Genomic DNA, 26381 nt, shown 5'->3' on the forward strand with positions numbered 1-26381 from the left:
TACTAGGAATATTACTTATAGTACAGTGTCTTATCGAGAACTGAGGATCGGCAAAATTGCTTGAGACACCAGCCCGGATCGAGCCCTGTTTCTTCGAGGATGCCATCCCATCGGTGCTCGCGGACTTGGCGGTCGAACTCCAGCACGCCGCAGACGAACTCGGACGCAGCCTTCATCCCGAATCTGCCGCGGAGTTGGCCGACTTCGTTCGTGTTATGAACTGCTATTACTCGAACCTGATCGAGGGCCACAATACGCGTCCACGGGACATCGAGAGGGCGCTGGCAGGTGCCGAGGCAGATCTCGAAAACCGTCCCCTGGCACTCGAAGCGCGGGCCCATGTCATCGTCCAGCGCGAAATTGATCAGATGCAGGTCGCGGGCGGCATGCCGAGCGCGACATCGACGGCCTTCCTGCAATGGGTCCATCGTCGCTTTTATGAGGAGATGCCGGAAGAGTTCCGCTTCGTCGTACAGGCTGACGGGACGAAGGCTCCCATCATCCCGGGCGAGTTTCGCCGATCGAGCGATGTCGTAGTCGGCAGGCATCAGCCCCCGTCTTCGCATCATCTCGAAGCCTTCATGGCCTATTTTGCCAAACGGTTCGGCGCCGCCGAGCGCTGGGCGAGCACACGCATCATCGCGATTGCCTCAGCACATCATCGCATGAACTACATCCATCCCTTTCTGGATGGCAACGGCCGGGTCAGCCGCTTGATGTCTCATGCAATGGCACAGAAAGCGGGGCTTGGCGGTCAGGGACTGTGGTCTATTTCGCGAGGATTGGCTCGCGGACTGAAAGACAGAACTGAATACAAGCGCATGATGGACTATGCCGATAGCCCCAGGCGCGGCGATCTCGATGGACGGGGCAATCTGTCGGCTTCAGCGCTCAAGGACTTCTGTGAATGGTTTCTCTCAGTCGCGTTGGACCAAATCCGCTTCTCTACGCAGCTCTTTGAGCTCGACCATCTTGAGGAACGCTTTCATACCCTCGTTCGTGACATAAGCGGCGACAAACGAGCGCCGAACCTCATCGTCGCCGTGCTTCGGCATGGCCTGCTCGATCGGGGTGAGGCCGCTTTCTTCTTGAAGACCTCCGAACGGACAGCCCGCAACACCGTAGCCACCCTTGTCACCTTGGGCTTCTTGAAGTCCACCTCACCGAAGGCACCACTGCGCATCGCTTTTCCGCTCGATTATCGCGAACGGCTGTTCCCGAACCTCTTCACAGATGCGCCGATCACACCGCCAGCACCGCGAGAACTCTCGTTCTAGCGGCACTTTTCACATCAGCACCTGCGTGCCGATCTCCACCACCCGGTTGGACGGGATCGAGAAATAGTCGCTCGCATCATCGGCGTTCCGGGCAAGGATCATGTAGAGCCGGCGCTGCCAGCGCGACATCGTCGGCTTGCTGCCGGCGCGCAGATGGCGGCGCGACAGGAAGAACGAGGTGTCCATGATGTCGAAGGACCAGCCGGCCTTGCGGCAGAGCGCCAGCGCCTTCGGCACGTTGGGGCTTTCCATATAGCCGAATTGCACCCGCATCTTGGTGAAGGTGGCCGAGACCTCCTCCATCGAGATCCGCCCGCCGCCGGCGACCTTGGGCTCGTCCGTGGTCTGGATGGTAAGGATCGCCACCTTCTCATGCAGCGCCTTATAGTGCTTGAGGCTGTGCAGCAGGGCGGTCGGCGTGTAATCGGGATCGGAGGTCAGGAAGATCGCCGTGCCTGGCACGCGGGTCACCGAGCCCTTCTCGATGCTCTTCACGATGGTCATCAGCGGCACTTCGGTGCGCCGCGTCTTGTCGAGCACCAGGCGGGTGCCGACCCGCCAGGTGATCATGACCACCATGAGGGCGCCGGCGATCATCAGCGGCACCCAGCCGCCTTCAAAAACCTTCAGCAGGTTGGCCGAGAGGAAGACGAGGTCGATCAAGAGGAATGGCGCAATGATCAGGCCGGCAGCCAGCATCGACCAGCGCCAGACCTTCCAGATCACCAGGAAGGCCATCATGGCGGTGACCACCATCGTGGTGGTGACGGCGATGCCATAGGCCGAGGCCAGGCGCGAGGAGCTCTCGAAGACCAGCACAAGGATGAGCACGCCGATGAGCAGGATGGTATTGACCTGCGCGATATAGATCTGACCGGACTGGTGCTCGGAGGTGTGCAGCACCTTCATGCGCGGCAGCAGGCCGAGCTGGATGGCCTGGCGCGTCAGCGAATAGGCGCCGGTGATCACCGCCTGGCTGGCGATGATGGTGGCGATCGTGGCGAGCACGACCATCGGCACCAGGAAGAGCGGGTTCTGCGGCACCATCATGTAGAAGGGGTTGTCGAGGATCTCGGGCGTCGGGCTTTTCAGCACGAGAGCGCCCTGGCCGAGATAGTTCAGCGCCAGCGAGGGCAGCACCAGCACCATCCAGGCCATCTGGATCGGCTTGCGGCCGAAATGGCCGAGATCGGCGTAGAGCGCCTCCGCTCCGGTGACGGCGAGAAAGACGGCGCCCAGCGCCACGAAGCCGATATGGCCATGGCTGAGCATGAAGGCGACGGCATGCCAGGGATTGAAGGCGGTGAGCACCACCGGTGCGTCCTTGATGTGCCAGAGGCCGGCGAGGCCCATCACCAGGAACCAGACCACCATGATCGGGCCGAAAAAGGCGCCGACGCGCGCCGTGCCGTGGCTCTGAACCAGGAACAGGCCGACGATGATGACAACCGTGATCAGCACCACGAACTCGTTTAAGGCCGGCGTCACCAGCTTCATGCCCTCGACAGCCGACAACACCGAGACGGCGGGCGTGAGGATGGCATCGCCATAGAACATGGCGGCGCCGATGGTGCCAAGGATCAGGAGCGTGGTACCCGAACGGCCGAGCGCCCGCTGGGCCAGCGCCATCAAGGTGAGTGTGCCGCCCTCGCCCTTGTTGTCGGCACGCAGCAGCAACAGCACATACTTGAGGGTGACGATGACGATCAGCGCCCACAAGATTAGCGAGACCACGCCGAGCACGGCCTCCTGGCTCATATTGGCGCCGCCGCTGGTCGCGGCATGCAGCGCTTCGCGGAAGGCATAGAGGGGGCTGGTGCCGATGTCGCCATAGACGACACCGATCGATCCCAGGGTCAACGCCCAGAAACCGGCGCTGCGGCCTTGATCGCTGCTGTCTTCGCCGCTCGAGGCGGCGGTCATGAGCCCCATTCTGGGCCTCCGTTGGTCGTGGTGGGATCGATCGGTCAGCAACCGGCAGACTGAGGTCTCTGGCTCGGATTCAGTCGTTTTGGATCTAGTCTTTCTTGAAGGGACGCGCCATCGAACCTTGGGTGCGATGCAGCAAGCGCGGCCTCATACACTGTTCCTGGTGTACGGCAAAGGGGGACTCGCATTAACTCCGCGCTGGCCTGCCCGGCGAAAATCGCGGGGCTGACACTATCCGAATACGCTCATTCGTGCACATTTCGCACGATACTCTCTCGATGCTGATCCTTTTATGTAAAATCGGCCAAGCTTACTCATCCTGGCGTTCTTTCTCCATCACACTCAAGTGGGGATCGAACCGAGAAACCTTCAGATTCCCGAACAAGCCTCAAGCCAAAGATCAACTCGCTCCACCGTGTCCGCTCGAAGGATAGGCCCTGCCTTTACAGGGGCTTGCATCCTCCACTGCGGCCGTTGGTCGACAAGGAGTATTGATAATGTTCACCTATTTCACGCCAGATACAGCGCCGCCCGAGTCAGGACCACAGATCCAGGCATCGATTGCCGCGTTTGGATTCTTTCCAAAGCTTCACCAAATCCTGGCTGCGGCTCCGGCCACTTACGAAACCTACAATCGGGCCTTCGAGCTGTTCCAGTCCAATACGACCCTCTCGCCACTGGAACAGCAAATCGTGATGATGACGGCGAACTTCGAAAATCGTTGTCACTACTGCACCGCCGGCCATTCCATGCTGATGAAAATGGCGAAGATGCCGGTCGAGATCATCGAGGCGCTGCGGGAGGGGCAACCCCTCGCCGACCCGAAGCTCGAGATACTGCGCAGTTTCACGCGGCAATTGATCGAGACGCGAGGACATGTCGGCGATGACATGCTTCGTCTCTTCCTGGAAGCCGGCTATGATCAACGGCAGGCTCTGGAGATCTTGACAGGCCTTGCCGCCAAACTGATCTCCAACTTCACCAACGCGCTTGCCCATACAGAACTCGACGAACCGATCAAGGCACTGGCCTGGACTCATCCGGCCGACAGGAATCCCGCTGCCGCATGACCAGCGATTGCCGTAGTCTCCGCAGGCGGAGGCAGCACAGGCTGTCGCCGCCTCGCACGACTATTTATTAAGCGCTTGCCCGCTTGGGGACTTCCTCTCTCAAGAAATTGATCATCGCCCTGACCTTGCGAGGAAGGAAAGACTTGCTGGGATAAAGCAGCCAGGCAGCGGTTTCGACCGTAGCTGCAGCAATCTTGTGGTCTGGAAACAGATCCACCAGCCGCCCCTGAGCAATATCCTCATCCACGAGCCAGTCGGCCAGCAAGGCCGGTCCCATTCCGGCGACTGTCAAGGCATGCTGCGCCAGGGCACTGGAAACGACCACGCTTCCGTGGACGGGGACTTCCGCCACGGTACCGGCGAGGTCCGTAAAGACCCATTGCGACCGAAAACTCGGAAGCCTGAAAAGCACGCAATCGCACTTCCCCAACGCTGAGGGCGTCGACGGCCGGCCATGGCGCAGGAGATAGTCCGGGCTGGCACAGACGCGGTAGGCCGTATCGATCAACTTGCTGACCACCATGTCGCCCGAGATGTTAGCCGCCAGTCGGATGGCAAGATCGATGCGGTCGTGGACCAGGTTCAGATTACTGTCGGATAGAATAAGGTCCAGAACGACCTTCGGATGGAGAGCGCGGAACCGAGGCACCAGCGGCATGAGTATCCGCTGCCCGAAGCCGACAGAGGTCGTCATGCGCAACACGCCAGTCGGCCCTGCGCTGACGGCCAGCGCCTCGTCCTTCGCCTGTTCGAATTCCTCCGCTATCGCTTCGATGCGCTGAAGGAAGATCTCGCCCGCTTCCGTCAGGGCGAGACGTCGCGTGGTACGCTGAAACAGCCGAAAGCCGAGATCCTCCTCGATCGCGGCAATTGTACGCGAGACCCATGACGGGTCGGCGTCGCGGCTGCGCGCAACCGCGGCGAAACTGCCCTGATGGGCGACATCGATGACGAGGTCCATGAAGCGCGCATCCATTGATGCGGATTCAACATGAATATGATGCCTCTGCAAGCCTTTATGGAAGAGAGGGTCATGGATATCCACGGAGAGCGCGAAAGACCTCACCGGAACTGCATCCCTTCCAAGGGCGATGGTCGGGGCTGACAACATACGGAAAATGCCATGCGGGACCGACCCATCTCCGAGCCAGGAAGCACGACCGCCCACGGACGGGGTATAGTCTACGCGTGCGGATCGGTGGCTTTGTTCTCCAGCTTCGTCATTGTCTCTCGCCTTGGCCTCACCACCAGCCTGGCGTTACCCGACATTGCCGCGCTGCGTTTCGGCATCAGCGCCCTGGTTCTGTCACCGGTTCTGCTCAAGCACGGCATCGGGCAACTACACCCCTCACAGGCGATCGCGTTGGGGCTTCTCGGCGGCCTTGCGTTCGCCCTGCTCGCCTATGCCGGTTTCGCACTGGCTCCTGTCGCCCATAGCGCCATAGCACTTCACGGCACGCTGTCGCTGACGACGGCCTACCTGCTCTCCCTACTTTCTCCCTCCGGAAGACGAGACCTTCAACGAGTCGGCCTTGGGGTGATCGTTCTTGGCGTGGGGATGGCGACATGGGACGGGCTGGCCCATGCATCGATCGGGCTGCTACTCGGCGACATCTGCCTGCTGCTCGCGTCGCTGTGCTGGTCGGGCTACGGCATCTATGTCCGGCGACTTGGCCTGCCGGCGCCCCACGCCGCCGCGATAGTCGCCGCCGTTTCAGCGCTGTTGTTCCTTCCCGTCTATGCCATGTTGCCCGGTACGCACTTGTTGCGGGCTAGCTGGCCGGATCTTCTGATACAGGCCATCTTCCAGGGTCTTCTGACCGGCGTCGTCTCGATCCTTGTCTACACGAGAGCAGTTGCTCTTCTGGGGCCCACCAAAGTGTCGATCTTCACCACCGCGGTGCCGGCCGTCACCACGATGGCTGGGCTGGCTTTGCTGGGAGAACGGCCCGGCGTGCCTATCCTGGCAGGCGTAGCTCTCGTGACGCTGGGCGCGCTCATATCCCTCCGGGATCAGATCAGAACCTGCGTGCCGATCTCGACCACCCGGTTGGAGGGAATCGAGAAATAGTCGCTGGCGTCGTCGGCATTGCGCGCGAGGATCATGTAGAGCCGGCGCTGCCAGCGCCACATGGCGGGATGGCTGCCGGCGCGCAGATGCCGGCGAGACAGGAAGAAGGAGGTCGCCATGATATCGAATGACCAGCCAGCCTTGCGGCAGAGCGCCAGTGCCCGCGGCACGTTCGGGCTTTCCATATAACCGAACTGTACCCGCATCCTGGTGAAGCTGGCCGAGACCTGCTCGATCGACACCCGTCCTCCACCCGGCACGACGGGATCGTCCGTCGTCTCGATGGTGAGGATTGCCACTTTCTCATGAAACGCCTTGTAATGCTTCAGGCTGTGCAGCATGGCGGTGGGCGCGTAGTCGGGATCCGAGGTGAGGAAGATCGCGATGCCCGGCACGCGGGTCACCGAGCCCTTTTCCAGGCTCTTGACGATGGTCATCAGCGGCACCTCGGTGCGCCGCGTCTTCTCGAGCACCAGGCGCGTGCCGCGCCGCCAGGTTACCATCAGGTTGATGAGGCCCAGAGCGATGAGGATCGGCAGCCAGGCCCCCTCCAGGAGCTTGAGCAGGTTGGCCCCGAGGAAGATGAGATCGATGCACAGGAAGGGCACGATAAGGGCGGCGGCGACCCAGGGCTTCCACAGCCACACTCGCCAGATCACCACGAAGGCCAGGATGGTGTCGACCACCATGGTGGTGGTGACGGCGATGCCATAGGCTGAGGCGAGACGCGAGGAACTCTCGAACACCAGCACCAGCAGCACCACGCCGATAAGCAGGATGCCGTTGACCTGCGCGATGAAGATCTGGCCGGACTGGTGCTCCGAGGTATGCGAGATCTTGACCCGCGGCAGCAGGCCGAGTTGCACGGCCTGGCGCGTCAGCGAGAAGGTGCCGGTGATCACGGCCTGGCTGGCGATGATGGTGGCGATCGTCGCCACGAGCACCATCGGGATCAGGAAGAAGGGCGAAGCCGGTACCAGGCGGTAGAACGGATTTTCCAGCGCGCTGGGATCGCCGAGCACCAGCGCGCCCTGGCCGAGATAGTTGAAGGCGAGGGCCGGCAGCACCAGGCAGAGCCAGGCCATCTGGATCGGCTTGCGGCCGAAATGGCCGAGATCGGCATAGAGCGCTTCGCCACCGGTGACGGCGAGAAACACGGCGCCGAGCGTCACGAAGCCGATATGGCCGTGGGTGAGCAGGAATTGGGCCGCGTAGATGGGGTTGATCGCCGCGATGATGCCGGGGTGGCTGAGGAAGTTGACAAAGCCGATCATGCCGATCAGCACGAACCACAGCGCCATGATCGGGCCGAACAGCGCCCCCACGCGGGCCGTGCCGTGGCTCTGCACCATGAACAGGACGACGATGATCGCGACGGTGGTCGGCACGACGAAGCCACCGAAATTGGGGGCGACCAGCCTGAGGCCCTCGACGGCGGACAGTACGGAAACCGCCGGCGTTATCATGGCGTCGCCATAGAACATCGATGCACCGACGATGCCGAGGAAGACGATGGGGATGCCCGAACGCCCAAGCGCGCGCTGCGCGAGCGCCATCAGGGTAAGCGTACCGCCCTCGCCCTTGTTGTCGGCGCGCAGCAGCAGCAGCACATATTTGAGGGTGACCACAATGATCAGCGCCCACAAAATCAGCGAGATGACGCCCAGAATGGCGGCGGGCGTCACATTCTCTCCGCCCTGGGTGGCAGCATGGGCGGCTTCGCGGAAGGCGTAGAGCGGGCTGGTGCCGATATCGCCGTAAACCACGCCGATGGAGCCCAAAGTGAGGGCGGTGAAGCTGCCGGTGTGTTTATGACTGGCCTCTTCGCTGGTTTCGACGGCGCTCACGAGCCCCATGCGGGCAACTCCGTTTGGTATTGTGGGTGATTGCGATCCAGAGCCTGTGCTCCAAAATGCGGCCGCCTCTTGCAGACCGGATTTCCCGTAGGTCCCATTGATGGAACCCGCAACGCATTACGTCAACGATGCGGCGTCTTACACGGTTCCGCCACAATGTCACAGGGGCCGTCACCTTCATGCACACCCGCGTGATCGGGATCACCGGGAACGTCGCGAAGGCGACACATCCTGCGACGGTTTCGGACAAGCGAATTCGACGTCAATAGGCTACCTATCTGGTATACGACACCCTGTCGTATTCAGGACATTCCCGCCATTTCTTCCTTGGACGCACTATGACCAGGACGGTCCACTGTGAAGAAATTTATTTTCATTCCCGTGAAAATATGTCTCAACTCACCTGAACAAAATCCTCGGGGAAACACCAAGAGTACACCATGGCCCAAGATCCAAAGAAGCCCCTCAGCGACATTGAAATCGCGCGTCAGGCCAAGATGCAGCGCATCGAGGCGATTGCCGAGAAGGCCGGCATTCCCGACGAAGCTTTCGAGCCCTATGGCAAACATATCGCCAAGATCGACCTCGACAAGATCCCTGGCCTGGCTGATCGCCCCGATGGCAAGCTGATCCTGGTCACCGCCATCAACCCGACCCCGGCCGGCGAAGGCAAGACCACCACGACGGTGGGCCTCGGCGACGGTCTCGCCGCCATCGGCAAGAAGACGATGATCTGCCTGCGCGAACCCTCGCTCGGCCCCTGCTTCGGCGTCAAGGGCGGCGCGGCCGGCGGCGGCTATGCGCAGATCGTGCCGATGGAGCAGATCAACCTGCACTTTACCGGCGATTTCCACGCCATCACCTCGGCCCACAATCTGTTGTCGGCGATGATCGACAACCACATCTACTGGGGCAATTCGCTCGGCATCGACACCCGCCGCGTCGCCTGGCGCCGCGTGCTCGACATGAACGATCGGTCGCTCCGCCAGATCAACTCCTCGCTCGGCGGCGTCTCCAACGGCTTCCCGCGCGAAGACGGCTTCGATATCACTGTTGCCTCCGAAGTCATGGCTGTGTTCTGCCTCGCCAAGGACCTCGCCGATCTCGAGGCGCGCCTCGGCAAGATGATCATCGGCTATACCCGCGACAAGAAGGCGATCACCGCCGCCGACATCAAGGCCTCCAGCGCCATGACGGTGCTGCTCAAGGATGCGCTCAAGCCGAACCTGGTGCAGACGCTCGAGGGCAACCCGGCTTTCGTGCATGGCGGTCCCTTCGCCAACATCGCCCATGGCTGCAACTCGGTGACGGCGACCCGCGCCGGCCTCAAGCTCGCCGACTATGTGGTGACGGAAGCCGGCTTCGGCGCCGATCTCGGTGCTGAGAAGTTCTTCGACATCAAGTGCCGCAAGGCCGGTCTCACCCCGGCCGCGGCCGTGATCGTTGCCACCGTGCGCGCCCTCAAGATGCATGGCGGCGTACCCAAGGATCAGCTCGGCAAGGAGAACCTGGAAGCCCTCAAGAAGGGCCTGGCCAATCTCGGCCGCCATGTCGAGAACGTGCGCAAGTTCGGTGTGCCGGCGATCGTCGCCATCAACTATTTCACGGCCGACACCGCCGCCGAGCACGAATTGCTCCAGTCCCATTGCAAGGAGCATTTCGGCGTCGACGCCGTGGTCTGCAGCCACTGGGCCGAGGGTTCCAAGGGCACGGCGGAATTGGCCCGCCGCGTGGTGGCACTGGCCGAAGCGCCCCACCCGCTCGACGGTCGCGGCTTCCGCCCGCTCTACCCGGACGAAATGCCGCTCTGGGACAAGATGAAGACCATCGCCAAGGAGATCTACCGCGCCTCCGACATCATCGCCGACCAGAAGGTCCGCGATCAGTTCAAGGAGATCGAGGCGGCCGGCTACGGCAACCTGCCGATCTGCGTGGCGAAGACGCAGTACTCATTCTCCACCGACCCGAACCATCGCGGCGCGCCGGTCGACCATGTCGTGCCGATCCGCGAAGTGCGCCTGTCGGCCGGCGCCGGCTTCCTCGTCGTCATCTGCGGCGAGATCATGACGATGCCCGGCCTTCCCCGCGTGCCTTCGGCTGAAGTCATCCGCCTCAATTCGGAAGGGCTGATCGAAGGCCTGTTCTGACCGCAGATTCCGTTCCAAGCAGAACCCCGGCCTCTCGGCCGGGGTTCTATTTTTTTGGCCGCACGCGCCTGATGCGGTCACCACACCATCACGCAAGGATCCTATTCTGTGTGCCGTCGCGCACGGCAGGGGGACGATTCGGTGGCTAGGCTTGCTTGCACGTCAGCCCTGCACCTGCCTTGGAAGGATCAACCGATGTTTGCCGCCGCCTCGATCGCACTGCTTGTCGGCAAGCTCATACCCAATCTCGGAGAGCCCGTGCCTTTCGCCCGCTGGCGCCCGGCGCGGCCGACGCTCGACCAAGTGCTCTGGGACGCCATCCGCCAGAAGACCTCGCACGCCTCGTGGCAGCGCCTGCTGAAGCAGCTTTTTTCGAAAGACAAGGGCAAGCGTTGAAGTCCGCTCGCCGCATCGCCTACAGCTTCCCCTTCACGAAACCCAGCAGATAAACCTGCCAGATCACGATCGCGAGCACGATGACCGAAACGATCCATCGGCCATAGACCGGCAGCAACTGGTCGCTGATGATCGGCGAAAAGATCTGGACATAGACGGTGGCCGGCAGGATCAGAGCTATCTGCGCGGGCTTGCCGAGATCGTTGCAGCGCTTGGCGCCGACGAAATAGATGCAGACAGAGATCAGGATCATCAGGACATAGCTGACATCGATCACGAACAGCGAAGCGTAATAGGGCACCGACAGGAAGCCGTTATGGGTCTCGGCCGCCCGGTTGACCAGCGCCTCGGCCGCTTCCGGGGTCTTGGGCAGGAAATCGTCAAGCGCCATCACCAGCCCGCCCATGATTGCCAGCGCAAGCACGAGCACCACCATGGCGCGCCACCAGCTCGCCCTCTCGATGCTGCCCTTGTCGTCGCGAAACAGAAAGCGGGCGCTGTGGGCGCCCAATAGACCAGCCATGGCTCCTCCAGGCGCAGCCTGCGCCGTCAGCCAGCCTCTTTGCATGCCGGGCCTGGCAGGATCAAGGCGCTACTTTTCAACCACGCCCACAAAAGGCAGTTCGCGGTAGGAGTGCGCCACATCCATGCCATAGCCCACGACGAAGACATCGGGGCATTCGAAGCCAACGAAATCGGCATGGATCTGCACGGCGGACTTGCCCGGCTTTTCCAGGAGCACGCAGGTCAGCACCTCCTTGGCGCCCCGCGCGGTAAGCAGGTCCTTGGCGAAGGCCAGAGTGCGTCCGGATTCGAGGATATCATCGACCAGGAGGATATTGCGTCCACGCACATCGCTCTCGACATCATGCATGATGTTCACGGTGCCGGAAGAGACGGTCGAGTCCCGATAGCTCGACAGGTGCACGAACTCCACCTCCGGCGACATGCCTGCCTTATGCATGGCGCGCAGGAGATCGGCGGCGAACACGAAGGAGCCCTTCAGCACGGCGACCACGAGGAGATTATCGAGTTCGCGCGCCTTGATCTCTTCCACCAGTGCGGCATTGCGCTTGGCGATCGTTTCGGCGTCGAACAGTATTTTGATTTTACGCGGCGTGGACATCGAACCTCTCTTCTAGTCCGCCCAGCATAGACATATGGAGAGGGGCGCGACAATGGGGACGCGGCTCGAGGCGCCGGCCCTTCAGGGCCTCGATTTCAGCAGGCCAAAGAACCGGGCTGACTTTTCGGCGATGGTGACGCCCTCGGTTTTCATAATCGCAGCTTCGATGTGATCGAGCGGATGATCGGCGCCAGGCACGATCTGCAGCGTGTAGGTGGCTCCGGAATTCAGGAAGATTCGCCTGGAGCGATCCTCGGAATTGAAGGCGGTGAACGACAGTCCCTTCGACCCCTGGCCACCCGCGACGGGGACATTCTGGTCATTGGCGCCATGAAGGGCCAGGATGCGGGTGCCCCGTGCGGCCGGGCAGCTGGAAACCTGCAGATTGAGCGGTCCGGAAATCGCCACCACGGCCGCAAAGAGGTGGGTTTCGCAGGCCACACGCTGGGACATCATCGCCCCGTTGGAGTGCCCGATGCCATAGACCCGCGCGCGGTCGATGCCATACCATCCCGCCAGGGTGGCGACGGCGCCCTTGATATAGGCGACATCGTCGACATTGTTCGCCGCCGACATGCCGCAGCAACCGCCGCCCGCGTTCCAGCCAAGAAACCGGCTTCCGAACCACCGCGTTACCGGCGTTCCGTTCAGATAGACGACGATGAAACCGTTGCGGTCGGCGACGGCATCCATGTTGAGCCCGCTTTCCGCTTGCCGGCCCGCGATACGCTGAGCGTTGCCCAGCCCGCCATGCAGGACGACGACGAGCGCGCGCGATCCCGAAGGTGGCAATCGATCCGGCACATGCACGATCATCTGCCGTCCGTCGTAACTGTCCATGGTGGAGGCACATGCCTGGGCGATCACGCCGGAAAGGCCAGTCAGCAAGATCCCGGCGGCGAGCATCCAGTGAAGGAGGTTCCTGAATATTGCATTGATCACGACCGAGGTTCCCGATTGGCCGTCGCCGGCGACAAACGTTCGATGTTCGCTCTACCCATAGGACCTGACGGCATACGACAGAAGTGGGGAGAATCTTGCGTGGTCCGGAAGTCCGTGGGCACCGGCCATGCGGATTCCGGCGCGGCGCTGATACCTGGGAGTATCCGTGTTCGGTCAAGCAGCTTTAGGCGTCCAAATCCGATTATCTCGCAAGAGGGCGTTAGCGAGGATGATGAGCTTGCGCATGATGGCGACGATGGCGATTTTTTTGGGTTTTCCGGCGGCGACCATGGCCTGGTATTTAGCGGCGAGGTCGGGGTTCCATCGGATAGCGGCGACCATGGGCATATAGAGGGCTCGTCGCAGAAGGGCTCTTCCCCCGCGAATGAAGCGCTTGCCATTTTTGCTGCCGCTGTCGCGTGGGACAGGGGCGAGGCCGGCCAGGCTTGCGGCTTGAGGGGGAGACAGGGTGCCCAGTTCAGGCATGTGGATGAGCATGGCGTGAGCTGTGATGGGTGCCACGGCGGGGATGGAATCGAGGATTTCGGCTCTGCGCTTGAAGGCGGGATCCTTGTCGGCCCGCCTGGCGATCTCCTCGTCGATGGCGTTTATCTGCGCTTGGGTCAGAGCCAGTGTCTTGGCGAGTTGGCGCTTGATCAGGGGGAGTTCGGCGGTTTGCTGGCGGGTCTGGGTTGCCACTTTGATCTTCATCAGGGCGTCCCGCGCCGCGGCCAATTGCTTCATCTCCTCAAGGGCCTGGCTGACGATGAGGGTCGGCTCGGGCTGGACGGCCTGGCCATAGCGGGCCAGGGTCATGGCATCGATGCGATCGGTCTTGGCCAGCCTGCCAATACCTTCGGCAAAGCGTCGGGCCTGGCGCGGGTTGAGCTTGACGGCCGGCAGGCCGGCCTGGTTGAGCGCGCGTTCGAAGGCGCGATGATAGGCCCCCGTTGCTTCGAACACCACACGCTCGACAGTCCAGGAAGAAAGCCAGGCAAGCAGGGCGCGATGGCCCGCCTGGGTGTTGGCAAAGCGCTTGATGAGGCCTGCCGGGTGGACAGCCACATCCAAATGATCCTTGCCGATGTCGGTGCCGACATTGTGTGCTAGGCTGCTCGTCATCTTTTCCAAGTCCTCTGCTTGTCTCCGGAGCAATGCCGGTATCCGTTCAGGCCTCATGGAAAAGAGAGGGGTGGTCAGACTCCTAAGTCAGTCCTTCGATTATCGCAGGCACGACCCGTCCCCTCCCGCCTCCAGCTCGGCGGCCACCGAGCTGGAGGCATCCAAAAGCTAGGCTTGCACGATGGGATTGAAATAGACAATCGCAGGCATCCTTGCCTGCTCTTGGAAACGACAAGCCTTCCGATAAAGGAGAGCGGGCAGGGATGCCCGCGATCCCAGGGACGGGCGATCCCAGAAAAGTTAAATTCGTTGTCATTTCGTTAACGTTAATACCTCGTTAACCGGCCCCTCTGCACAGTGCTCCGGATGCGGGGAGACTCAAGACTTGGTCCGGTTCGAAAATGTGGGATTGCGCTACGGGATGGGCCCGGAAGTGCTGCGCGACGTCAGTTTCGACGTTCCCGCCAATTCGTTCCAGTTTCTCACCGGCCCGTCCGGCGCCGGCAAGACCACGCTGCTGCGCCTGCTCTTCCTGACGCTGAAGCCCACCCGCGGTCTCGTCCACATGTTCGACCGCGACGTGATGACGCTTTCCAAGCACGATCTTGCCGAGACGCGCAGGCGCATCGGCATCGTCTTCCAGGATTTCCGGCTGCTCGACCACCTCACCACCTATGAGAACATTGCCCTGCCCTTGCGCGTGCAGGGCCAGGACGAAGCACGCTACCGGGCGGAGGTTGTGGAACTCCTGCACTGGGTGGGCCTTGGCGAGCGCATGCATGTGCTGCCCCCGGTGCTCTCGGGCGGCGAGAAGCAGCGCGCCGCCATCGCTCGCGCCCTCATCGTTCGACCCGAATTGCTGCTGGCCGACGAGCCCACCGGCAATGTCGACCCGGCGCTGGCCCGCCGCCTGCTACGCCTGTTCATCGAGCTCAACCGTTCCGGGACGTCGGTGGTGATCGCCACCCATGACGAGAGCCTGATGGAGCTCTTCCCCGCCCGGCGCCTGCGCCTGGAGGACGGCCATGTCACCGTTCAGGAGCCGGCGGCATGGTCATGACAGACCAGAACGGCCAGCATTCGGCGCAGCGCTCGAGCACGCGGCGGGCGGAGACGCTGATCCGCCCCTCGGCGCCGATCGTCCCCTCGGGCTCGATCGCCGGCCGCTCGCTGATGGCGGTGGTGGCGATCATGACCTATCTCGCCGCCCTCACCGCCGGCTGCGTGCTGCTGATCGCTGCCGCTGCCTCCGACTGGGGCTCGCAGGTCTCGCGCGAGGTCACCATCCAGGTCCGCCCGGTGGAGGGGCACGACATCGAGACTGAGATCGGCAAGGCCGTGGTGGCGGCGCGTGCCACCGACGGCATCACCGACGTACAGGTCTACACCCGCGAGGAAACCGAGCGCATGCTGGTGCCCTGGCTTGGTGAGGGGCTCGACATGAGCGACCTGCCGATACCCAGGCTCATCGTTGTAAAGATAGCGTCGGGTGCCTTGCCCGATCTCGCCAGCCTGCGCAAAACCTTGGCCGACAGCGTGGTTGGCGCCAGCCTGGACGACCACCGCTTCTGGATCGCCCGCCTTGCCGCGATGGCTCAGGCCATGGTGCTGGCCGGCCTCGCCGTGCTCATCCTGATGATCGTCGCCACCGCCCTTTCGGTGGTGTTCGCCACGCGCGGCGCCATGGCCGGCAACAAGGACGTGGTCGAGGTGCTTCATTTCGTCGGCGCGCATGACTCCTTCATCGCCAACGAGTTCCAGCACCATTTCCTCTGGCTCGGCCTCAAGGGCGGCCTGATCGGCGGTGGCGCTGCCGTGCTCACCTTCATCGGCGCCCATCTCCTCTCCACGCGCTTTACCGCGACGGCGGCAGGCGATCAGGTGGAGGCCTTGTTCGGTTCCTTCAACATGGATTGGCGCGGCTATGCAGCCATCGTCGCGTCAGTCGTTCTCATCGCCGTCATCACGGGCGTGACCTCCAGGATGACGGTCCATCGCGTTCTCAGCGGCCAGGTATAGAAAGTCAGAGGGACCCATGAGTGTCTGGCAGGGCTCCGTGCCCATACCGCTCCACACCCGCCCCGCCGATCCAATTTTTGCCCAACGCGTGCGCAAGAATTTCTTTCTCGATAAGGCAAGGCGAGTAAATCCCGTGCGGCGGGCATCGGCATCAGATCCGGCATCCCCGTCCATGGCGGAGCAGCCGCCGCATCGCTCGCGCCGCTGGCTGCGCTGGGCCATGGAGATCACCGGTGCGTGCATGCTCTTCCTCACCGCCGCCGTGGTGACGGACTTTGCCTATTTTGTCGCCACCCTGCAGGCCGAAGCACCAAGCCCGGCGGTGCGGGCCGATGGCGTGATCGCCCTCACCGGTGGGTCCGACCGCATCAGCGAAGCCTTCGACCTGCTCACAGAGGGCCGCGCCAAGCGCATGCTGATCACCGGCGTCAACAAGGCGACCAGCCCTGAGGCTCTTTCCGGTCATACGGCTGCTGGCGCAGAGGTGATCGACTGCTGCGTCGACATCGACCGCAACGCGCTCAACACGGTCGGCAACGCCCTGGAGGCGGCGCGCTGGGTGCAGGACAAGCAATTCAAATCGATCATCGTGGTGACCTCGAACTACCACATGCCGCGTTCGCTGCTTGAACTGCGCCGCGTGCTGCCCGACACCACCCTGATCGCCTATCCGGTGATCTCCCAGAACCTCAAGCTCGACACCTGGTGGACGGATCCCACCAGCATCCGCCTCCTGGTCTCCGAATATGTGAAATATGCCAGCGCCACCTTCCAGCTCAGGGTCGAACAGCCCACCCTGCAGGCCATGGCGCGGGCGGAGTAAGAGAGCGGAGTGAGGCGCAACGCGGAAACCTCTCCAGCGAAGCTGGCGGAGGCCCAGCGTCGCGGGCTATCACTTCTCCAGGCGTATCCCGCGCGGTTCTGCTATAGCGGGGCCAAGTCCGCCTCGAAGTCCGCATCTCGAACGATTCCGGCTCATGATTGTCCTGCGCTCCCTCCTGTTCAACCTGGTCTACTACACCAACATCATCCTCTGGATGATCTGCGCCCTCCCCTCGCTGCTGCTGCCGCGCATCGTGCTCCTGAGAATCGTCAGGGCCTGGGCGCGGGTGAACTTCTTCCTGATGCGCACCCTCGCCGGCATCGACTGCGAGATTCGCGGGCGCGAGAATGTGCCGCAGGGCGGCGTGCTGGTCGCCTCCAAGCACCAGTCCGTCTGGGACACCTTTGCGATGTTTCTGGTGTTCGACGACCCTTCCTATGTGCTGAAGCGCGAATTGATGTGGCTGCCTTTGTTCGGCTGGCTCGCCTCCAAGGCAGAGATGATCGCCGTCGATCGCGGCGCGCGCTCCAAGGCGATGAAGCAGATGCATACCGATGGCGCCGCACAGCTTGCCCGAGGGCGCCAGATCATCATCTTCCCTGAGGGTACCCGCCGGGCGCCCGGCGCCGAGCCGGCGTATAAATACGGCGTGGTCTATCTCTACAGTGAATTCGGCGTGCCCTGCGTACCCATCGCCCTCAATTCCGGTTATTTCTGGCCGCGCCGCCAGTTCATCCGCCGGCCCGGCACACTGGTGATGGAAATCCTGCCGCCCATCCCGCCGGGTGGCGACAAGACGGCATTTTTCGAGGAGCTGCAGGCTCGCATCGAGACTGCCTCAGACAGACTGCTTGCAGAGGCCCGTGGCCACACCATGCAGGAACAAACCAGAATCGCTTGACGCCCGAGAGTCTCGTGTTCTAATTTTGTTCTATGACACAAGTCGCGATTCGTTCTCATATTTCGAACGCCGAGAATCGGCTCTGCGCTCCCCTCGCTGCATTGGGCCGCGAGGCACCGCATGCGGCCTCGCGCTTCCGCCGCTGGGTCGGCGCTTCGGGCCGGTCCTACCTGGTTTCGGTCTATCCGATCGGCCAATGCCCCGATTATGTCGACGCGGTGGTGATCGCCGTGGAAGGGTCGAGCGGCGCCTGCGTGTGGATCGGCGAATCCGGCCAGGGCGGCGAAACCCTTGCCGCAATCCTGCGCGCCGCCGCCGAGGCGGGCGCCAGCGAGGTGCATGTGCACCTGCTCGCCGGAGCGGCAGTCGAGCGTGTGGCCGCCGTGAAGGATCTCGATGGACGGCATTGACGAACCTGCCGGTGGCTGCGCTTTGGTGTGCCGATCTCCAGATCGGCATGGAAACGTATGATCCAAAGAAGAGGTGCCGACCTGGAGGTTGGCACACCGGCCAGCGCCTCTATCGGCACCCAACCTAACTTCAAGAATGTAAGTTCCGAAATCCCGCGCTCGCTCGACATTCATTCCGCGCAGGCCGAATAATTCGGGCTCGTTGCTCCATTATTCAGGCGGCCTGCACCGCGAAGCCGCCACGGTTGAGGATGAAATCTTCCACCGTCTGCACGCCCGCGCCCGCCCGTACATTGGTAAAGACGTGAGGACGACCCTTACGCATCGCAGTGGAGTCGCGGTCCATCACCTCCAGGCTCGCCCCGACCATCGGCGCGAGGTCGATCTTGTTGATTACGAGAAGGTCGGAGCGCGTCACCCCGGGGCCGCCCTTGCGCGGGATCTTGTCGCCGGCCGAGACATCGATGACGTAGAGGGTGAGATCGGCCAGTTCCGGCGAGAAGGAGGCGGCCAGGTTGTCGCCGCCCGATTCGATCAGGATGATATCGAGATCGGGGAAACGCTGGTTCATCGCCGCCACTGCGGCGAGATTGGCCGAGGCGTCCTCGCGGATGGCGGTATGGGGGCAGCCGCCCGTCTCCACGCCCATGATGCGCTCCGGCTCCAGCGCGCCCGAGCGTGTCAGAAACTCGGCGTCCTCCTTGGTGTAGATGTCATTGGTGATGGCGGCGATGTCGTATTTCAGGCGCAGGCTTTTACACAGCGCATCCACAAGCGCTGTCTTGCCCGAGCCCACCGGTCCGCCGACACCCACACGCAGCGGACCATGCTTCGATTTCGCCATCGTTCTTCCTCACCACCAGAGTCGAAAACTGCGATCCATCGAAGCAATTTTCGTGCCGGCCAATGAGACCTTATTGCGAGGGTAAAAGTGCTGTGCTCCGGCTTAGGTGCGGAACAGCCTCGTGGTCTGAGTTTCATGCCGCATGGAGGCAATGTCGGAGCGTATGGCGCAGCCGCCGATATCCTCCAGTGTCGCCCCCTCGGCCCGGGCGGCGAGCTCGGCAATCGTCGCCTCCAGCGCGGCGAGGACGCGCAGCCCGTCGCTCTGGCCGATGGGGGCAAGACGGATGGCGGCGGAAACGAGATTGGCGGCAAGGCCCGTGAGATAGGCCGCAAGCACCGCCCGCGCCTCGATGCCGTTGGCCGCTGCCGCGACGCCAACGGCGACGGGCAGCGCGATGGGATCGCGCCACATCCGGCGGAAATGGGCGATGGCGGGATGGCCCCAGCCGGTCTCGACTGCCTTCAGGAAGGCTTCGCCCTGCACGGTCGATTCAAGCCGCCGCTCCAGCGAGGGTTGCAGAGCCAGGGCAAGTTCGGCCGCCTCCAGGAGCGCCCGCTCGTCATCGGCACGGGCAGCGCGATGGATAGCCGAGATCAGCACCGCATCCGACCAGCCCGCGCCGTGGCGCAGCACACCCTCGATCCAGGCCTGCAACGAGGTGCGGTCCTGCACATCCTCGGCCTCCACCGCCCATTCCAGGCCATGCGAGAAGCTGAAGGCACCGGTGGGAAAGGCCGGCGAGAACCACACAATCAGGCGCGAGGCGCCGGCAGGACCATCCATCGTCATCGATCAGTCGTGATGATGCTTGCCGTGATGATGGTCATGATCGTGGCCGTGCTCATGCTTATGATCATGGTCATGATGATGGTGCCGGTCGTCATGCGCGTGGGCGTGATGATCATGGCCATGGTCATGGTGATAGGCCCCACCTTCGGGCTGGAACGGCCCTTCAATCTCCGTGACCTTGGCGCCCAGGCCCTTGAGCATGTCGGCGATGACATGGTCCTGGCGAATGCGCAGCCATTTCGGCCCGATCTCGGTCTCCAGGTGCCTGTTGCCGAGATGCCAGGCAAGCCGCATCTGGTGCAACGGGTCGCGCCCCTTCACCTCGAGCAGCGGCTCTGCCTCCGCCACGATCTCGATCAGGCGGCCGTCTTCCAGGAGATAGGCATCGCCATGGGCAAGCGCCGGCGCCTCGGCAAGATCCACCAGCACCTCCAGCCCACCCACCGTGGTGATGACGCCCCGGCGGCGGCGGCGATCCTCGAAGGTCAGCACGACGCTGTCGGCGATGGACTTGGCCTCGACCTTGGGGGCGGGCACGAAGGAATGGCTGTGAAGCATTGGGGGGTTCCTGGGAGCGCCGACGTCCCTGCGACACTCAGGTGAGTGTCGGACGATCCGCTCTTCCTATCCTGCGAGCGCCGTGTTTCCAAGAGCGACGAGGGCGTCCGGGCTGCCAGCTAGAACAGGAAATACCGCTGCGCCATCGGCAGGCTGGTCGCCGGCTTGCAGGTCAGCAGTTCCCCGTCCGCCCGCACCTCATAGGTCTCGGGGTCGACCTCGATATGGGGCGTGGCGCTGTTATGGATCATCGAGGCCTTCGAGATGCCACCACGTGTGTTCTTCACCGGCAGCAACGTCTTGGAAAGGCCATAGCGCTGGCCGATGCCGGCATCGAGCGACGCCTGGCTGACAAAGGTCACCGCGCTCTTGACGATGGAGCGGCCGAAGCCGCCGAACATCGGGCGGTAATGCACCGGCTGCGGTGTCGGGATGGAAGCGTTGGGATCGCCCATGGCGGCAGCGGCGATGGTGCCGAGCTTCAGGATCAGGTCCGGCTTCACGCCGAAGAAGGCCGGTGACCACACCACTAGATCGGCGAGCTTGCCCATCTCAACCGAGCCGATATGGGCGTCGAGCCCATGGGCGATGGCCGGGTTGATCGTCACCTTTGCGATATAGCGCTTCACCCGGAAATTGTCGTTGCCGATGCCGTCCTCGGAGAGGCGCCCGCGCTGCACCTTCATCTTGTGGGCGGTCTGGAAGGTACGGATGATCACCTCGCCCACGCGCCCCATCGCCTGGCTGTCGGAGGCGATGATGGAGAGCGCCCCCACGTCGTGCAAGATATCCTCGGCCGCGATGGTCTCCTTGCGGATGCGGCTTTCGGCGAACGCAATGTCCTCGGGAATGGACGGGTCGAGGTGGTGGCAGACCATGAGCATGTCGAGATGCTCTTCCAGCGTGTTCACCGTGTAGGGACGCGTGGGGTTCGTCGAGGACGGGATGACGTTGGCGAGCCCCGCCACCTTGATGATGTCGGGCGCATGGCCACCGCCCGCACCCTCGGTGTGGAAGGCGTGTATGGTGCGGCCCTTGAAGGCGGCAATGGTATCCTCCACGAAGCCGGACTCGTTCAGCGTGTCGGTGTGAATCATCACCTGCACGTCATAATCGTCGGCGACGGCGAGGCAATTGTCGATGGCGCCGGGCGTGGTGCCCCAGTCCTCGTGCAGCTTGAGGGCGCAGGCGCCTGCCTCGATCTGCTCGACGAGGCCAGCCGGCAGCGCCGCATTGCCCTTGCCGGAAAAGGCGAGGTTCATCGGGAACGCCTCTGCTGCCTGCAGCATGCGCTCCAGATGCCATGGGCCGGGCGTGCAGGTGGTGGCGTTGGTGCCCGTCGCCGGACCGGTACCGCCGCCCAGCATGGTGGTGACGCCCGACATCAGCGCCTCCTCGATCTGCTGGGGCGCGATGTAATGGATATGTGTGTCGATGCCGCCGGCCGTGACGATCTTGCCTTCGCCCGCAATCGCTTCGGTACCGGGGCCGACGATGATGGTGACGCCCGGCTGTATGTCGGGATTGCCGGCCTTGCCGATCCCGACGATGCGCCCGTCCTTGATGCCGATATCGGCCTTGATGATGCCGGTGTGGTCGATGATCAGCGCATTGGTAATCACGGTATCGACTGCGCCCTGCGCCCTTGTGGTCTGCGCCTGGCCCATGCCATCACGAATCACCTTGCCGCCACCGAACTTCACTTCCTCGCCATGAATGGTGAAGTCCTTCTCGACCTCGACGATCAGTTCGGTATCGGCGAGGCGGACCTTGTCGCCGACCGTGGGCCCGAACATGTCGGCATAGGCGGCGCGGGGCATCTTGAAAGGCATGGATCAATTCCCGGGTGCGCGGACGTCTCGTCCGCATCTTCCTCAACAACAAACGCATCGATTCCCAGATGCGGACGAGACGTCCGCGCACCCGGGAATCACAGCTTCCCCATCACATCCTGGCGGAAGCCGTAGACCTCCCGCTTGCCACGGAAGGGCACGAGATGGACATCGCGGCTCTGCCCCGGCTCGAAACGCACCGCCGTGCCGGCCGGGATGTCGAGCCTCTTTCCGCGCGCCTGGTCGCGGTCGAAGGAAAGGCCAGGATTGATCTCGAAGAAATGATAGTGGCTGCCGACCTGGATCGGCCGGTCGCCGGTATTGGCGATGGTAAGCGTGGTGATATCGAGCCCGACGTTGAGCTCGATATCACCGTCGGCAGGGATGACTTCACCGGGGATCATGATCTCTCCTTGGAATGCGGACATCCTGTCCGCTCTTGGAAACGTCACGCTTGGGAGCAAGGAAGAGCGGCATCACCGTATCGGATGATGCACGGTCACCAGCTTCGTCCCGTCGGGGAACGTCGCCTCGACCTGCACGTCGTGGATCATCTCGGGGATGCCCTCCATGACCTGGTCGCGGGTGATGACGCCGGCCCCAGCCTGCATCAGGTCTGCCACGGAACGTCCGTCGCGGGCGCCCTCGACGACGAAATCGCTAATCAGGGCAATCGCCTCGGGATAGTTCAGCTTTACGCCCCGTTCGAGCCGCTTGCGGGCGACGATCGCCGCCATGGCGATCAGGAGCTTGTCTTTTTCACGCGGCGTCAACTGCATTGCTACGACCTTCTACGCATGGTCCAGAAAAAGTAATGGGCATTTCGGTTGGGATTGTGCGTCACCATGAATCACCTGAAAGGCATGTCTCTCAAGCAAGAGACATGCCTTTCAGGCGTGCCAGACGCGGGGGAGTTCGCCACCGAGCGCCCCGAGCAGTTGGATGAGGACACGGCGCAGCGCGGCGCCATCCTGCGCGATGAGGCGGGCAACGCAAAGCCCGTCAAATGTGCTGATTCCGCCCTCCGCTGCCTCTTTGGTGAGCACATCGCGGGCTGCCTGGAGATACGAGGCCGCACCGGGGGTGACGAGCAGCACGGTGGCATAGGCGGCTGCGCCCCTCAGCGTCGCCGCAGCTGCCAGGCGGGCCGCAAGATCGCCCTCGAACGCCGTTTCCTCGGCGAACACCAGCTTGCCCGCGCGCCGCACCCGCCAGGAATCGCGGAACAAGCCCTGCCTCAGGCTCTCGCCCGAAGCCTTGCGGCCGAGCAGCACGGCTTCCATGGCGAGGAGCCTGGCATCCTCCTTCATCTCGACGGTGAGCCTGCGCCTGAGGCGCGCGCGGTCGAACAGGATGGTCTCCTGCGGCAGCCAGGCAAGCGAGGCGCCCTCCCCCAGGGAGAGACGCGTTTGGACCAAGGCATCGCTGCCATCGGAGCGGTAGATCTTCTCGCAGGCCTGCGTGATCGCCAGCGCCCGTGCGCCGGGCGCGAGGCTCAGCGCCGCATCGAAGCGGTCGCCGCCGGTCAGGCCGCCGGAGGTGTTGACGATCACCGCCTCGAGGGGACGGCCTGCGGCAATGGCGGGAAACAACAGCCGTCCGCAGCCGGACTGCGCCAGCTCCGCAACGGCGTGGCGCTCGCCGCGTCTGGCGACATCGAGGGATATAGAGCCTCGCGCCCGCTCGAGCACAGGTTGTTGGAGGGGCGGCACAGTCATTGCACGTTCTGATCCTTTTGTTCCGATCATGCAGGAAACGGGCCAGCCCGTCCGAGACGAGATTCCTGCAAAACACCCCTTGAAACCCGCAAATCCCTCACCAAATCCTGCTTTGTGCAGGCCCAGGAGGGATGCACATGTCAGCTCCGGCCCTTGCGGCGGAGCAACCATTCGGCTTGTCGCTTCAAAGGAGGATAGCCATGCGTCAGTTTGATTTCTCGCCCCTCTACCGTTCTACCGTCGGCTTCGACCGTCTCTTCTCGGCGCTTGACCAGGTTGCCGGGTATGATGGCTCCGCCACCACCTACCCGCCCTACAACATCGAGCGTACCTCGGATAACTCCTATCGCGTCTCCGTGGCCGTCGCCGGCTTTGGCGAGAGCGATATCACCATCGAGGTGAAGGAGAATGCCCTCACCATTCGCGGTGAAAGGGCCGAGAACAAGGAAGAGAAGAAGGGCGAAATCCTGCATCAGGGCATTGCCGCGCGCGCCTTCGAGCGCCGCTTCCAGCTTGCCGACCATGTGCAGGTAACCGGCGCCAGCCTCGAGAACGGCCTGCTCCATGTCGACCTTGTCCGCGAGATCCCGGAGGCCAAGAAGCCCCGCCTGATCCCGATCAACGGCTCGGCTCCCAAGCAGGTTGAGACCAAGGCTGCTGCGTAAGCTTCAGTGGTAGAATAAGCTTCAGTGGTAGAAATTGTATGAAGGGCGCTCCGGGCAACCGGGGCGCCTTTTTTACTGAGAGCGCGGATATCCCGGCAACATTCAAACATCTCGCGCTGATGTCCGCGCCCTCAGTCAGCATCCCGGAGCATTTGCCTGGAAGCGGCACCAGCCGGGCTGGAGCTGGCCGGCGGAATTGAACGGATACTGGATAATACCTATCGGATGCGGCGGCTTGGGCGCCTGATAGGGCGAGAACATCATGCGCGGCGGTGGCGCTGCCGTAATGGGCGGCACACCAGCCTGCTCGGTCCCCTGCGATGGCGTGACGATTCCCGACGTCCCGGAGCCGCGCAGTGGCACGACCGCAACGATCTTGCCGGTCTCCTCGTCCACCGTCACGCGCACGCGCTTGCGCTTGGCGTCGATGGCGGCTGCATAATAGAAGTTGCGGTCATGCGTCACGCCACCGATACCGGAATAGCCGGCCTGCGTCATGACACGGATAGCCTGTTTGGGCGTCAGCGTATCGGCGAGCGCCGGAGAGGCCGCACACAGGCCCAGCAGAACTGCCAGCACGATGCCAGCGGCCTTGCTCTTTCCGGCTTGAGGAAAGTGGCAGGCATGAGAGCGTGAAGCTTTCCTCAAAAATACCATTGCCATTTCAGTTGCTCGTTTCGGCCAGGCCGTAGTGCGTTCCGAGACCGGCCTCAGGGTTGCCAGGTATTGTTCTTCTCCAAAACCGGCTTTTCAATGATCGCATCGGTGGATTTTGCCGTCCCGATGATATCGAAGAGCTGGCGAAGGGCCTCCTGGATACCTTCGCCGGAGGCGGAGGAAAGGGCGATCGGGGCTTTCTTCGCCGCCCGCTTCAGGCGCGCCAACTGCTCCTTCAGGAGTTCGGGCGAAAGCGAGTCCACTTTCGACAGCGCCACGATCTCCGGCTTGGCGGCGAGATCCTCGCTATAGGCGGCAAGCTCGTTGCGGATTACCTTATAGGCCTTGCCCGCATGCTCGCAGGTGCCGTCGACCAGATGCAGCAGCACGCGACAGCGCTCGACATGGCCGAGAAAGCGGTCGCCAAGGCCATGGCCCTCATGCGCGCCCTCGATCAGGCCGGGAATGTCGGCGAGCACGAATTCGCGTCCGTCGACGCGCACCACGCCAAGGCCCGGATGCAGAGTGGTAAAGGGATAGTCCGCGATCTTGGGCTTGGCCGCCGTTACCGTGGCGAGGAAGGTCGACTTGCCGGCATTGGGCAGGCCGACGAGGCCGGCATCGGCGATCAGCTTGAGGCGCAGCCAGATCGTCTTCTCCTCACCTGGCAGGCCGGGATTGGCCCGGCGCGGCGCCTGGTTGGTCGATGTCTTGAAATAGGCGTTGCCGAAGCCGCCATTGCCACCCTTGCAGATCACCGCGCGCTGGCCGACCTCGGTGAAGTCGGCGATCATGGTCTCGCCGTCTTCCTCATAGATCTGCGTGCCCACCGGCACTTTCAGGATCACGTCGGGCGAATTGGCGCCGGCGCGGTTGCGGCCCATGCCATGCACGCCGGTGCGAGCCTTGAAATGCTGCTGGTAGCGGTAGTCGATCAGCGTGTTCAGGCCGTCGGTGCATTCGGCCACGATCGAGCCGCCTCTACCGCCATCACCGCCATCGGGGCCGCCGAACTCAATGAATTTTTCACGCCGGAAGGAAACGCAGCCCGCGCCCCCATCACCGGCTTTCACATAGATCTTGGCTTGGTCGAGAAATTTCATGGCCTTGGCTTTGTTCTTGAGGAAGACAAGTCCGTTGCGTCGGCCAATTCTCCCACGGCGCGAGCCCCACGGCTCACGCCTTCGCTATCGATGCTGTCGAGTTGATCGCGCTCACATAGTGGT

27 protein-coding genes are annotated in these 26381 nt (G+C 62.9%); 11 read left to right on the plus strand and 16 right to left on the minus strand.

The features are described from left to right. Positions 1–56 precede the first annotated feature (56 nt). Positions 57–1277 (plus strand): Fic family protein, encoded by a 1221-nt coding sequence (locus ACMDCR_RS30800; protein WP_413990262.1) that lies wholly within the window; start codon positions 57–59, stop codon positions 1275–1277. A 9-nt stretch (positions 1278–1286) separates the two neighbouring features. Here the strand turns inward: ACMDCR_RS30800 and ACMDCR_RS30805 are convergent, their stop codons facing one another. After that, on the minus strand, positions 1287–3209 hold the full coding sequence (locus tag ACMDCR_RS30805) for a potassium transporter Kup (protein WP_413990263.1): 1923 nt from the start codon (positions 3207–3209) through the stop codon (positions 1287–1289). Between the two features lie 494 nt (positions 3210–3703). Between ACMDCR_RS30805 and ACMDCR_RS30810 the strand changes: the two genes are divergently transcribed. Beyond that, positions 3704–4276 (plus strand): carboxymuconolactone decarboxylase family protein, encoded by a 573-nt coding sequence (locus ACMDCR_RS30810; protein ID WP_413990264.1) that lies wholly within the window; start codon positions 3704–3706, stop codon positions 4274–4276. A gap of 67 nt (positions 4277–4343) precedes the next feature. Here the strand turns inward: ACMDCR_RS30810 and ACMDCR_RS30815 are convergent, their stop codons facing one another. After that, on the minus strand, positions 4344–5237 hold the full coding sequence (locus ACMDCR_RS30815; protein WP_413990265.1) for a LysR substrate-binding domain-containing protein: 894 nt from the start codon (positions 5235–5237) through the stop codon (positions 4344–4346). Positions 5238–5399: 162 nt separating this feature from the next. Here ACMDCR_RS30815 and ACMDCR_RS30820 point away from each other — a divergent pair, with 162 nt between their 5' ends. Next, positions 5400–6347 carry a DMT family transporter gene (locus ACMDCR_RS30820; RefSeq protein ID WP_413990266.1) on the plus strand — a complete coding sequence of 316 codons (948 nt, stop codon included), beginning with the start codon at positions 5400–5402 and terminating at the stop codon, positions 6345–6347. Here the strand turns inward: ACMDCR_RS30820 and ACMDCR_RS30825 are convergent. After that, complete coding sequence (locus ACMDCR_RS30825) at positions 6290–8203, minus strand: potassium transporter Kup (protein WP_413990267.1); 1914 nt, start codon at positions 8201–8203, stop codon at positions 6290–6292. The two genes, ACMDCR_RS30820 and ACMDCR_RS30825, sit on opposite strands and share 58 nt — an antisense overlap. 440 nt (positions 8204–8643) lie before the next feature. On the opposite strand from ACMDCR_RS30825, the gene ACMDCR_RS30830 reads away from it, so the two are divergent. Beyond that, positions 8644–10350 (plus strand): formate--tetrahydrofolate ligase, encoded by a 1707-nt coding sequence (locus ACMDCR_RS30830; RefSeq protein WP_413990268.1) that lies wholly within the window; start codon positions 8644–8646, stop codon positions 10348–10350. Between the two features lie 195 nt (positions 10351–10545). Beyond that, positions 10546–10746 (plus strand): hypothetical protein, encoded by a 201-nt coding sequence (locus tag ACMDCR_RS30835; RefSeq protein WP_413990269.1) that lies wholly within the window; start codon positions 10546–10548, stop codon positions 10744–10746. A 19-nt stretch (positions 10747–10765) separates the two neighbouring features. Here the strand turns inward: ACMDCR_RS30835 and ACMDCR_RS30840 are convergent, their stop codons facing one another. From ACMDCR_RS30840 to ACMDCR_RS30855, 4 genes are all read right to left on the minus strand, one after another. Then, positions 10766–11269: a hypothetical protein gene (locus tag ACMDCR_RS30840; RefSeq protein WP_413990270.1), complete on the minus strand. Its 504-nt coding sequence runs from the start codon at positions 11267–11269 to the stop codon at positions 10766–10768. 69 nt (positions 11270–11338) lie between these two features. Beyond that, entirely contained in the window at positions 11339–11872 is a 534-nt protein-coding gene (hpt, locus tag ACMDCR_RS30845; protein WP_413990271.1) for a hypoxanthine phosphoribosyltransferase, read from the minus strand. Between the two features lie 81 nt (positions 11873–11953). Continuing rightward, positions 11954–12814, minus strand: a complete 861-nt coding sequence (locus tag ACMDCR_RS30850) for an alpha/beta hydrolase family esterase (protein ID WP_413990272.1) — start codon at positions 12812–12814, stop codon at positions 11954–11956. Positions 12815–12988: 174 nt separating this feature from the next. Then, entirely contained in the window at positions 12989–13936 is a 948-nt protein-coding gene (locus ACMDCR_RS30855) for an IS110 family transposase (RefSeq protein WP_413987661.1), read from the minus strand. 385 nt (positions 13937–14321) lie between these two features. On the opposite strand from ACMDCR_RS30855, the gene ftsE reads away from it, so the two are divergent. The 5 genes from ftsE (at position 14322) to ACMDCR_RS30880 (ending at position 18089) form a co-directional block, all read left to right on the plus strand. After that, positions 14322–14996, plus strand: a complete 675-nt coding sequence (gene ftsE, locus ACMDCR_RS30860) for a cell division ATP-binding protein FtsE (protein WP_284310437.1) — start codon at positions 14322–14324, stop codon at positions 14994–14996. Next, positions 14987–15955 (plus strand): cell division protein FtsX, encoded by a 969-nt coding sequence (locus ACMDCR_RS30865; protein WP_413990273.1) that lies wholly within the window; start codon positions 14987–14989, stop codon positions 15953–15955. The genes ftsE and ACMDCR_RS30865 overlap by 10 nt, the downstream gene beginning before the upstream one ends. A 16-nt stretch (positions 15956–15971) precedes the next feature. Next, positions 15972–16778 carry a YdcF family protein gene (locus ACMDCR_RS30870; RefSeq protein WP_413990274.1) on the plus strand — a complete coding sequence of 269 codons (807 nt, stop codon included), beginning with the start codon at positions 15972–15974 and terminating at the stop codon, positions 16776–16778. Positions 16779–16932: 154 nt separating this feature from the next. Beyond that, positions 16933–17679, plus strand: a complete 747-nt coding sequence (locus ACMDCR_RS30875) for a lysophospholipid acyltransferase family protein (RefSeq protein ID WP_413990275.1) — start codon at positions 16933–16935, stop codon at positions 17677–17679. Positions 17680–17711: 32 nt separating this feature from the next. Next, the gene (locus tag ACMDCR_RS30880; RefSeq protein ID WP_413990276.1) at positions 17712–18089 is read left to right on the plus strand and encodes a hypothetical protein; all 378 of its coding nucleotides are present in this window, start codon (positions 17712–17714) and stop codon (positions 18087–18089) included. A 214-nt stretch (positions 18090–18303) separates the two neighbouring features. Here ACMDCR_RS30880 and ureG read toward each other — a convergent pair whose 3' ends face one another. The 7 genes from ureG to ACMDCR_RS30915 form a co-directional block, all read right to left on the minus strand. Beyond that, positions 18304–18933 carry an urease accessory protein UreG gene (ureG, locus tag ACMDCR_RS30885; RefSeq protein ID WP_413990277.1) on the minus strand — a complete coding sequence of 210 codons (630 nt, stop codon included), beginning with the start codon at positions 18931–18933 and terminating at the stop codon, positions 18304–18306. 102 nt (positions 18934–19035) lie between these two features. Next, on the minus strand, positions 19036–19725 hold the full coding sequence (locus ACMDCR_RS30890) for an urease accessory protein UreF (RefSeq protein WP_413990278.1): 690 nt from the start codon (positions 19723–19725) through the stop codon (positions 19036–19038). 3 nt (positions 19726–19728) lie between these two features. After that, positions 19729–20283: an urease accessory protein UreE gene (locus ACMDCR_RS30895; protein WP_413990279.1), complete on the minus strand. Its 555-nt coding sequence runs from the start codon at positions 20281–20283 to the stop codon at positions 19729–19731. 119 nt (positions 20284–20402) lie between these two features. Then, complete coding sequence (gene ureC / locus ACMDCR_RS30900; RefSeq protein ID WP_413990280.1) at positions 20403–22115, minus strand: urease subunit alpha; 1713 nt, start codon at positions 22113–22115, stop codon at positions 20403–20405. Positions 22116–22213: 98 nt separating this feature from the next. Beyond that, on the minus strand, positions 22214–22519 hold the full coding sequence (locus ACMDCR_RS30905) for an urease subunit beta (RefSeq protein ID WP_413990281.1): 306 nt from the start codon (positions 22517–22519) through the stop codon (positions 22214–22216). A 72-nt stretch (positions 22520–22591) separates the two neighbouring features. Further along, entirely contained in the window at positions 22592–22894 is a 303-nt protein-coding gene (locus ACMDCR_RS30910; protein ID WP_284310427.1) for an urease subunit gamma, read from the minus strand. Positions 22895–23005: 111 nt separating this feature from the next. Further along, positions 23006–23833, minus strand: a complete 828-nt coding sequence (locus ACMDCR_RS30915) for an urease accessory protein UreD (RefSeq protein ID WP_413990282.1) — start codon at positions 23831–23833, stop codon at positions 23006–23008. Between the two features lie 200 nt (positions 23834–24033). Here ACMDCR_RS30915 and ACMDCR_RS30920 point away from each other — a divergent pair, with 200 nt between their 5' ends. Continuing rightward, positions 24034–24498 carry an Hsp20 family protein gene (locus ACMDCR_RS30920; RefSeq protein ID WP_413990283.1) on the plus strand — a complete coding sequence of 155 codons (465 nt, stop codon included), beginning with the start codon at positions 24034–24036 and terminating at the stop codon, positions 24496–24498. A 135-nt stretch (positions 24499–24633) separates the two neighbouring features. Here ACMDCR_RS30920 and ACMDCR_RS30925 read toward each other — a convergent pair whose 3' ends face one another. Both ACMDCR_RS30925 and obgE read right to left on the minus strand, forming a co-directional pair. After that, positions 24634–25161: a hypothetical protein gene (locus tag ACMDCR_RS30925; protein WP_413990284.1), complete on the minus strand. Its 528-nt coding sequence runs from the start codon at positions 25159–25161 to the stop codon at positions 24634–24636. Between the two features lie 47 nt (positions 25162–25208). Then, positions 25209–26258: a GTPase ObgE gene (gene obgE, locus ACMDCR_RS30930; protein ID WP_413990285.1), complete on the minus strand. Its 1050-nt coding sequence runs from the start codon at positions 26256–26258 to the stop codon at positions 25209–25211. Positions 26259–26381: the final 123 nt, after the last annotated feature.

The sequence above is a fragment of the Labrys okinawensis genome, assembly GCF_047345005.1.
In the GTDB taxonomy this organism is placed as follows: domain Bacteria; phylum Pseudomonadota; class Alphaproteobacteria; order Rhizobiales; family Labraceae; genus Labrys; species Labrys okinawensis.

Bases quoted from the DNA above. Each gene is read 5' to 3' on its own strand.
- ACMDCR_RS30910 (WP_284310427.1), bottom strand. From the start codon at position 22,894: ATGCAGTTGACGCCGCGTGAAAAAGACAAGCTCCTGATCGCCATGGCG.
- ACMDCR_RS30805 (WP_413990263.1), bottom strand. From the start codon at position 3,209: ATGGGGCTCATGACCGCCGCCTCGAGCGGCGAAGACAGCAGCGATCAA.
- ureG (WP_413990277.1), bottom strand. From the start codon at position 18,933: ATGGCGAAATCGAAGCATGGTCCGCTGCGTGTGGGTGTCGGCGGACCG.
- ACMDCR_RS30880 (WP_413990276.1), top strand. From the start codon at position 17,712: ATGACACAAGTCGCGATTCGTTCTCATATTTCGAACGCCGAGAATCGG.
- hpt (WP_413990271.1), bottom strand. From the start codon at position 11,872: ATGTCCACGCCGCGTAAAATCAAAATACTGTTCGACGCCGAAACGATC.
- ACMDCR_RS30915 (WP_413990282.1), bottom strand. From the start codon at position 23,833: ATGACTGTGCCGCCCCTCCAACAACCTGTGCTCGAGCGGGCGCGAGGC.
- ACMDCR_RS30810 (WP_413990264.1), top strand. From the start codon at position 3,704: ATGTTCACCTATTTCACGCCAGATACAGCGCCGCCCGAGTCAGGACCA.
- ACMDCR_RS30925 (WP_413990284.1), bottom strand. From the start codon at position 25,161: ATGGCAATGGTATTTTTGAGGAAAGCTTCACGCTCTCATGCCTGCCAC.
- ACMDCR_RS30835 (WP_413990269.1), top strand. From the start codon at position 10,546: ATGTTTGCCGCCGCCTCGATCGCACTGCTTGTCGGCAAGCTCATACCC.
- ureC (WP_413990280.1), bottom strand. From the start codon at position 22,115: ATGCCTTTCAAGATGCCCCGCGCCGCCTATGCCGACATGTTCGGGCCC.
- ACMDCR_RS30875 (WP_413990275.1), top strand. From the start codon at position 16,933: ATGATTGTCCTGCGCTCCCTCCTGTTCAACCTGGTCTACTACACCAAC.
- ACMDCR_RS30920 (WP_413990283.1), top strand. From the start codon at position 24,034: ATGCGTCAGTTTGATTTCTCGCCCCTCTACCGTTCTACCGTCGGCTTC.
- ACMDCR_RS30895 (WP_413990279.1), bottom strand. From the start codon at position 20,283: ATGCTTCACAGCCATTCCTTCGTGCCCGCCCCCAAGGTCGAGGCCAAG.
- ACMDCR_RS30830 (WP_413990268.1), top strand. From the start codon at position 8,644: ATGGCCCAAGATCCAAAGAAGCCCCTCAGCGACATTGAAATCGCGCGT.
- ACMDCR_RS30855 (WP_413987661.1), bottom strand. From the start codon at position 13,936: ATGACGAGCAGCCTAGCACACAATGTCGGCACCGACATCGGCAAGGAT.
- ACMDCR_RS30890 (WP_413990278.1), bottom strand. From the start codon at position 19,725: ATGACGATGGATGGTCCTGCCGGCGCCTCGCGCCTGATTGTGTGGTTC.
- ACMDCR_RS30870 (WP_413990274.1), top strand. From the start codon at position 15,972: ATGAGTGTCTGGCAGGGCTCCGTGCCCATACCGCTCCACACCCGCCCC.
- ACMDCR_RS30865 (WP_413990273.1), top strand. From the start codon at position 14,987: ATGGTCATGACAGACCAGAACGGCCAGCATTCGGCGCAGCGCTCGAGC.
- ACMDCR_RS30825 (WP_413990267.1), bottom strand. From the start codon at position 8,203: ATGGGGCTCGTGAGCGCCGTCGAAACCAGCGAAGAGGCCAGTCATAAA.
- ACMDCR_RS30840 (WP_413990270.1), bottom strand. From the start codon at position 11,269: ATGGCTGGTCTATTGGGCGCCCACAGCGCCCGCTTTCTGTTTCGCGAC.
- ACMDCR_RS30820 (WP_413990266.1), top strand. From the start codon at position 5,400: ATGCGGGACCGACCCATCTCCGAGCCAGGAAGCACGACCGCCCACGGA.
- obgE (WP_413990285.1), bottom strand. From the start codon at position 26,258: ATGAAATTTCTCGACCAAGCCAAGATCTATGTGAAAGCCGGTGATGGG.
- ACMDCR_RS30815 (WP_413990265.1), bottom strand. From the start codon at position 5,237: ATGGACCTCGTCATCGATGTCGCCCATCAGGGCAGTTTCGCCGCGGTT.
- ACMDCR_RS30905 (WP_413990281.1), bottom strand. From the start codon at position 22,519: ATGATCCCCGGTGAAGTCATCCCTGCCGACGGTGATATCGAGCTCAAC.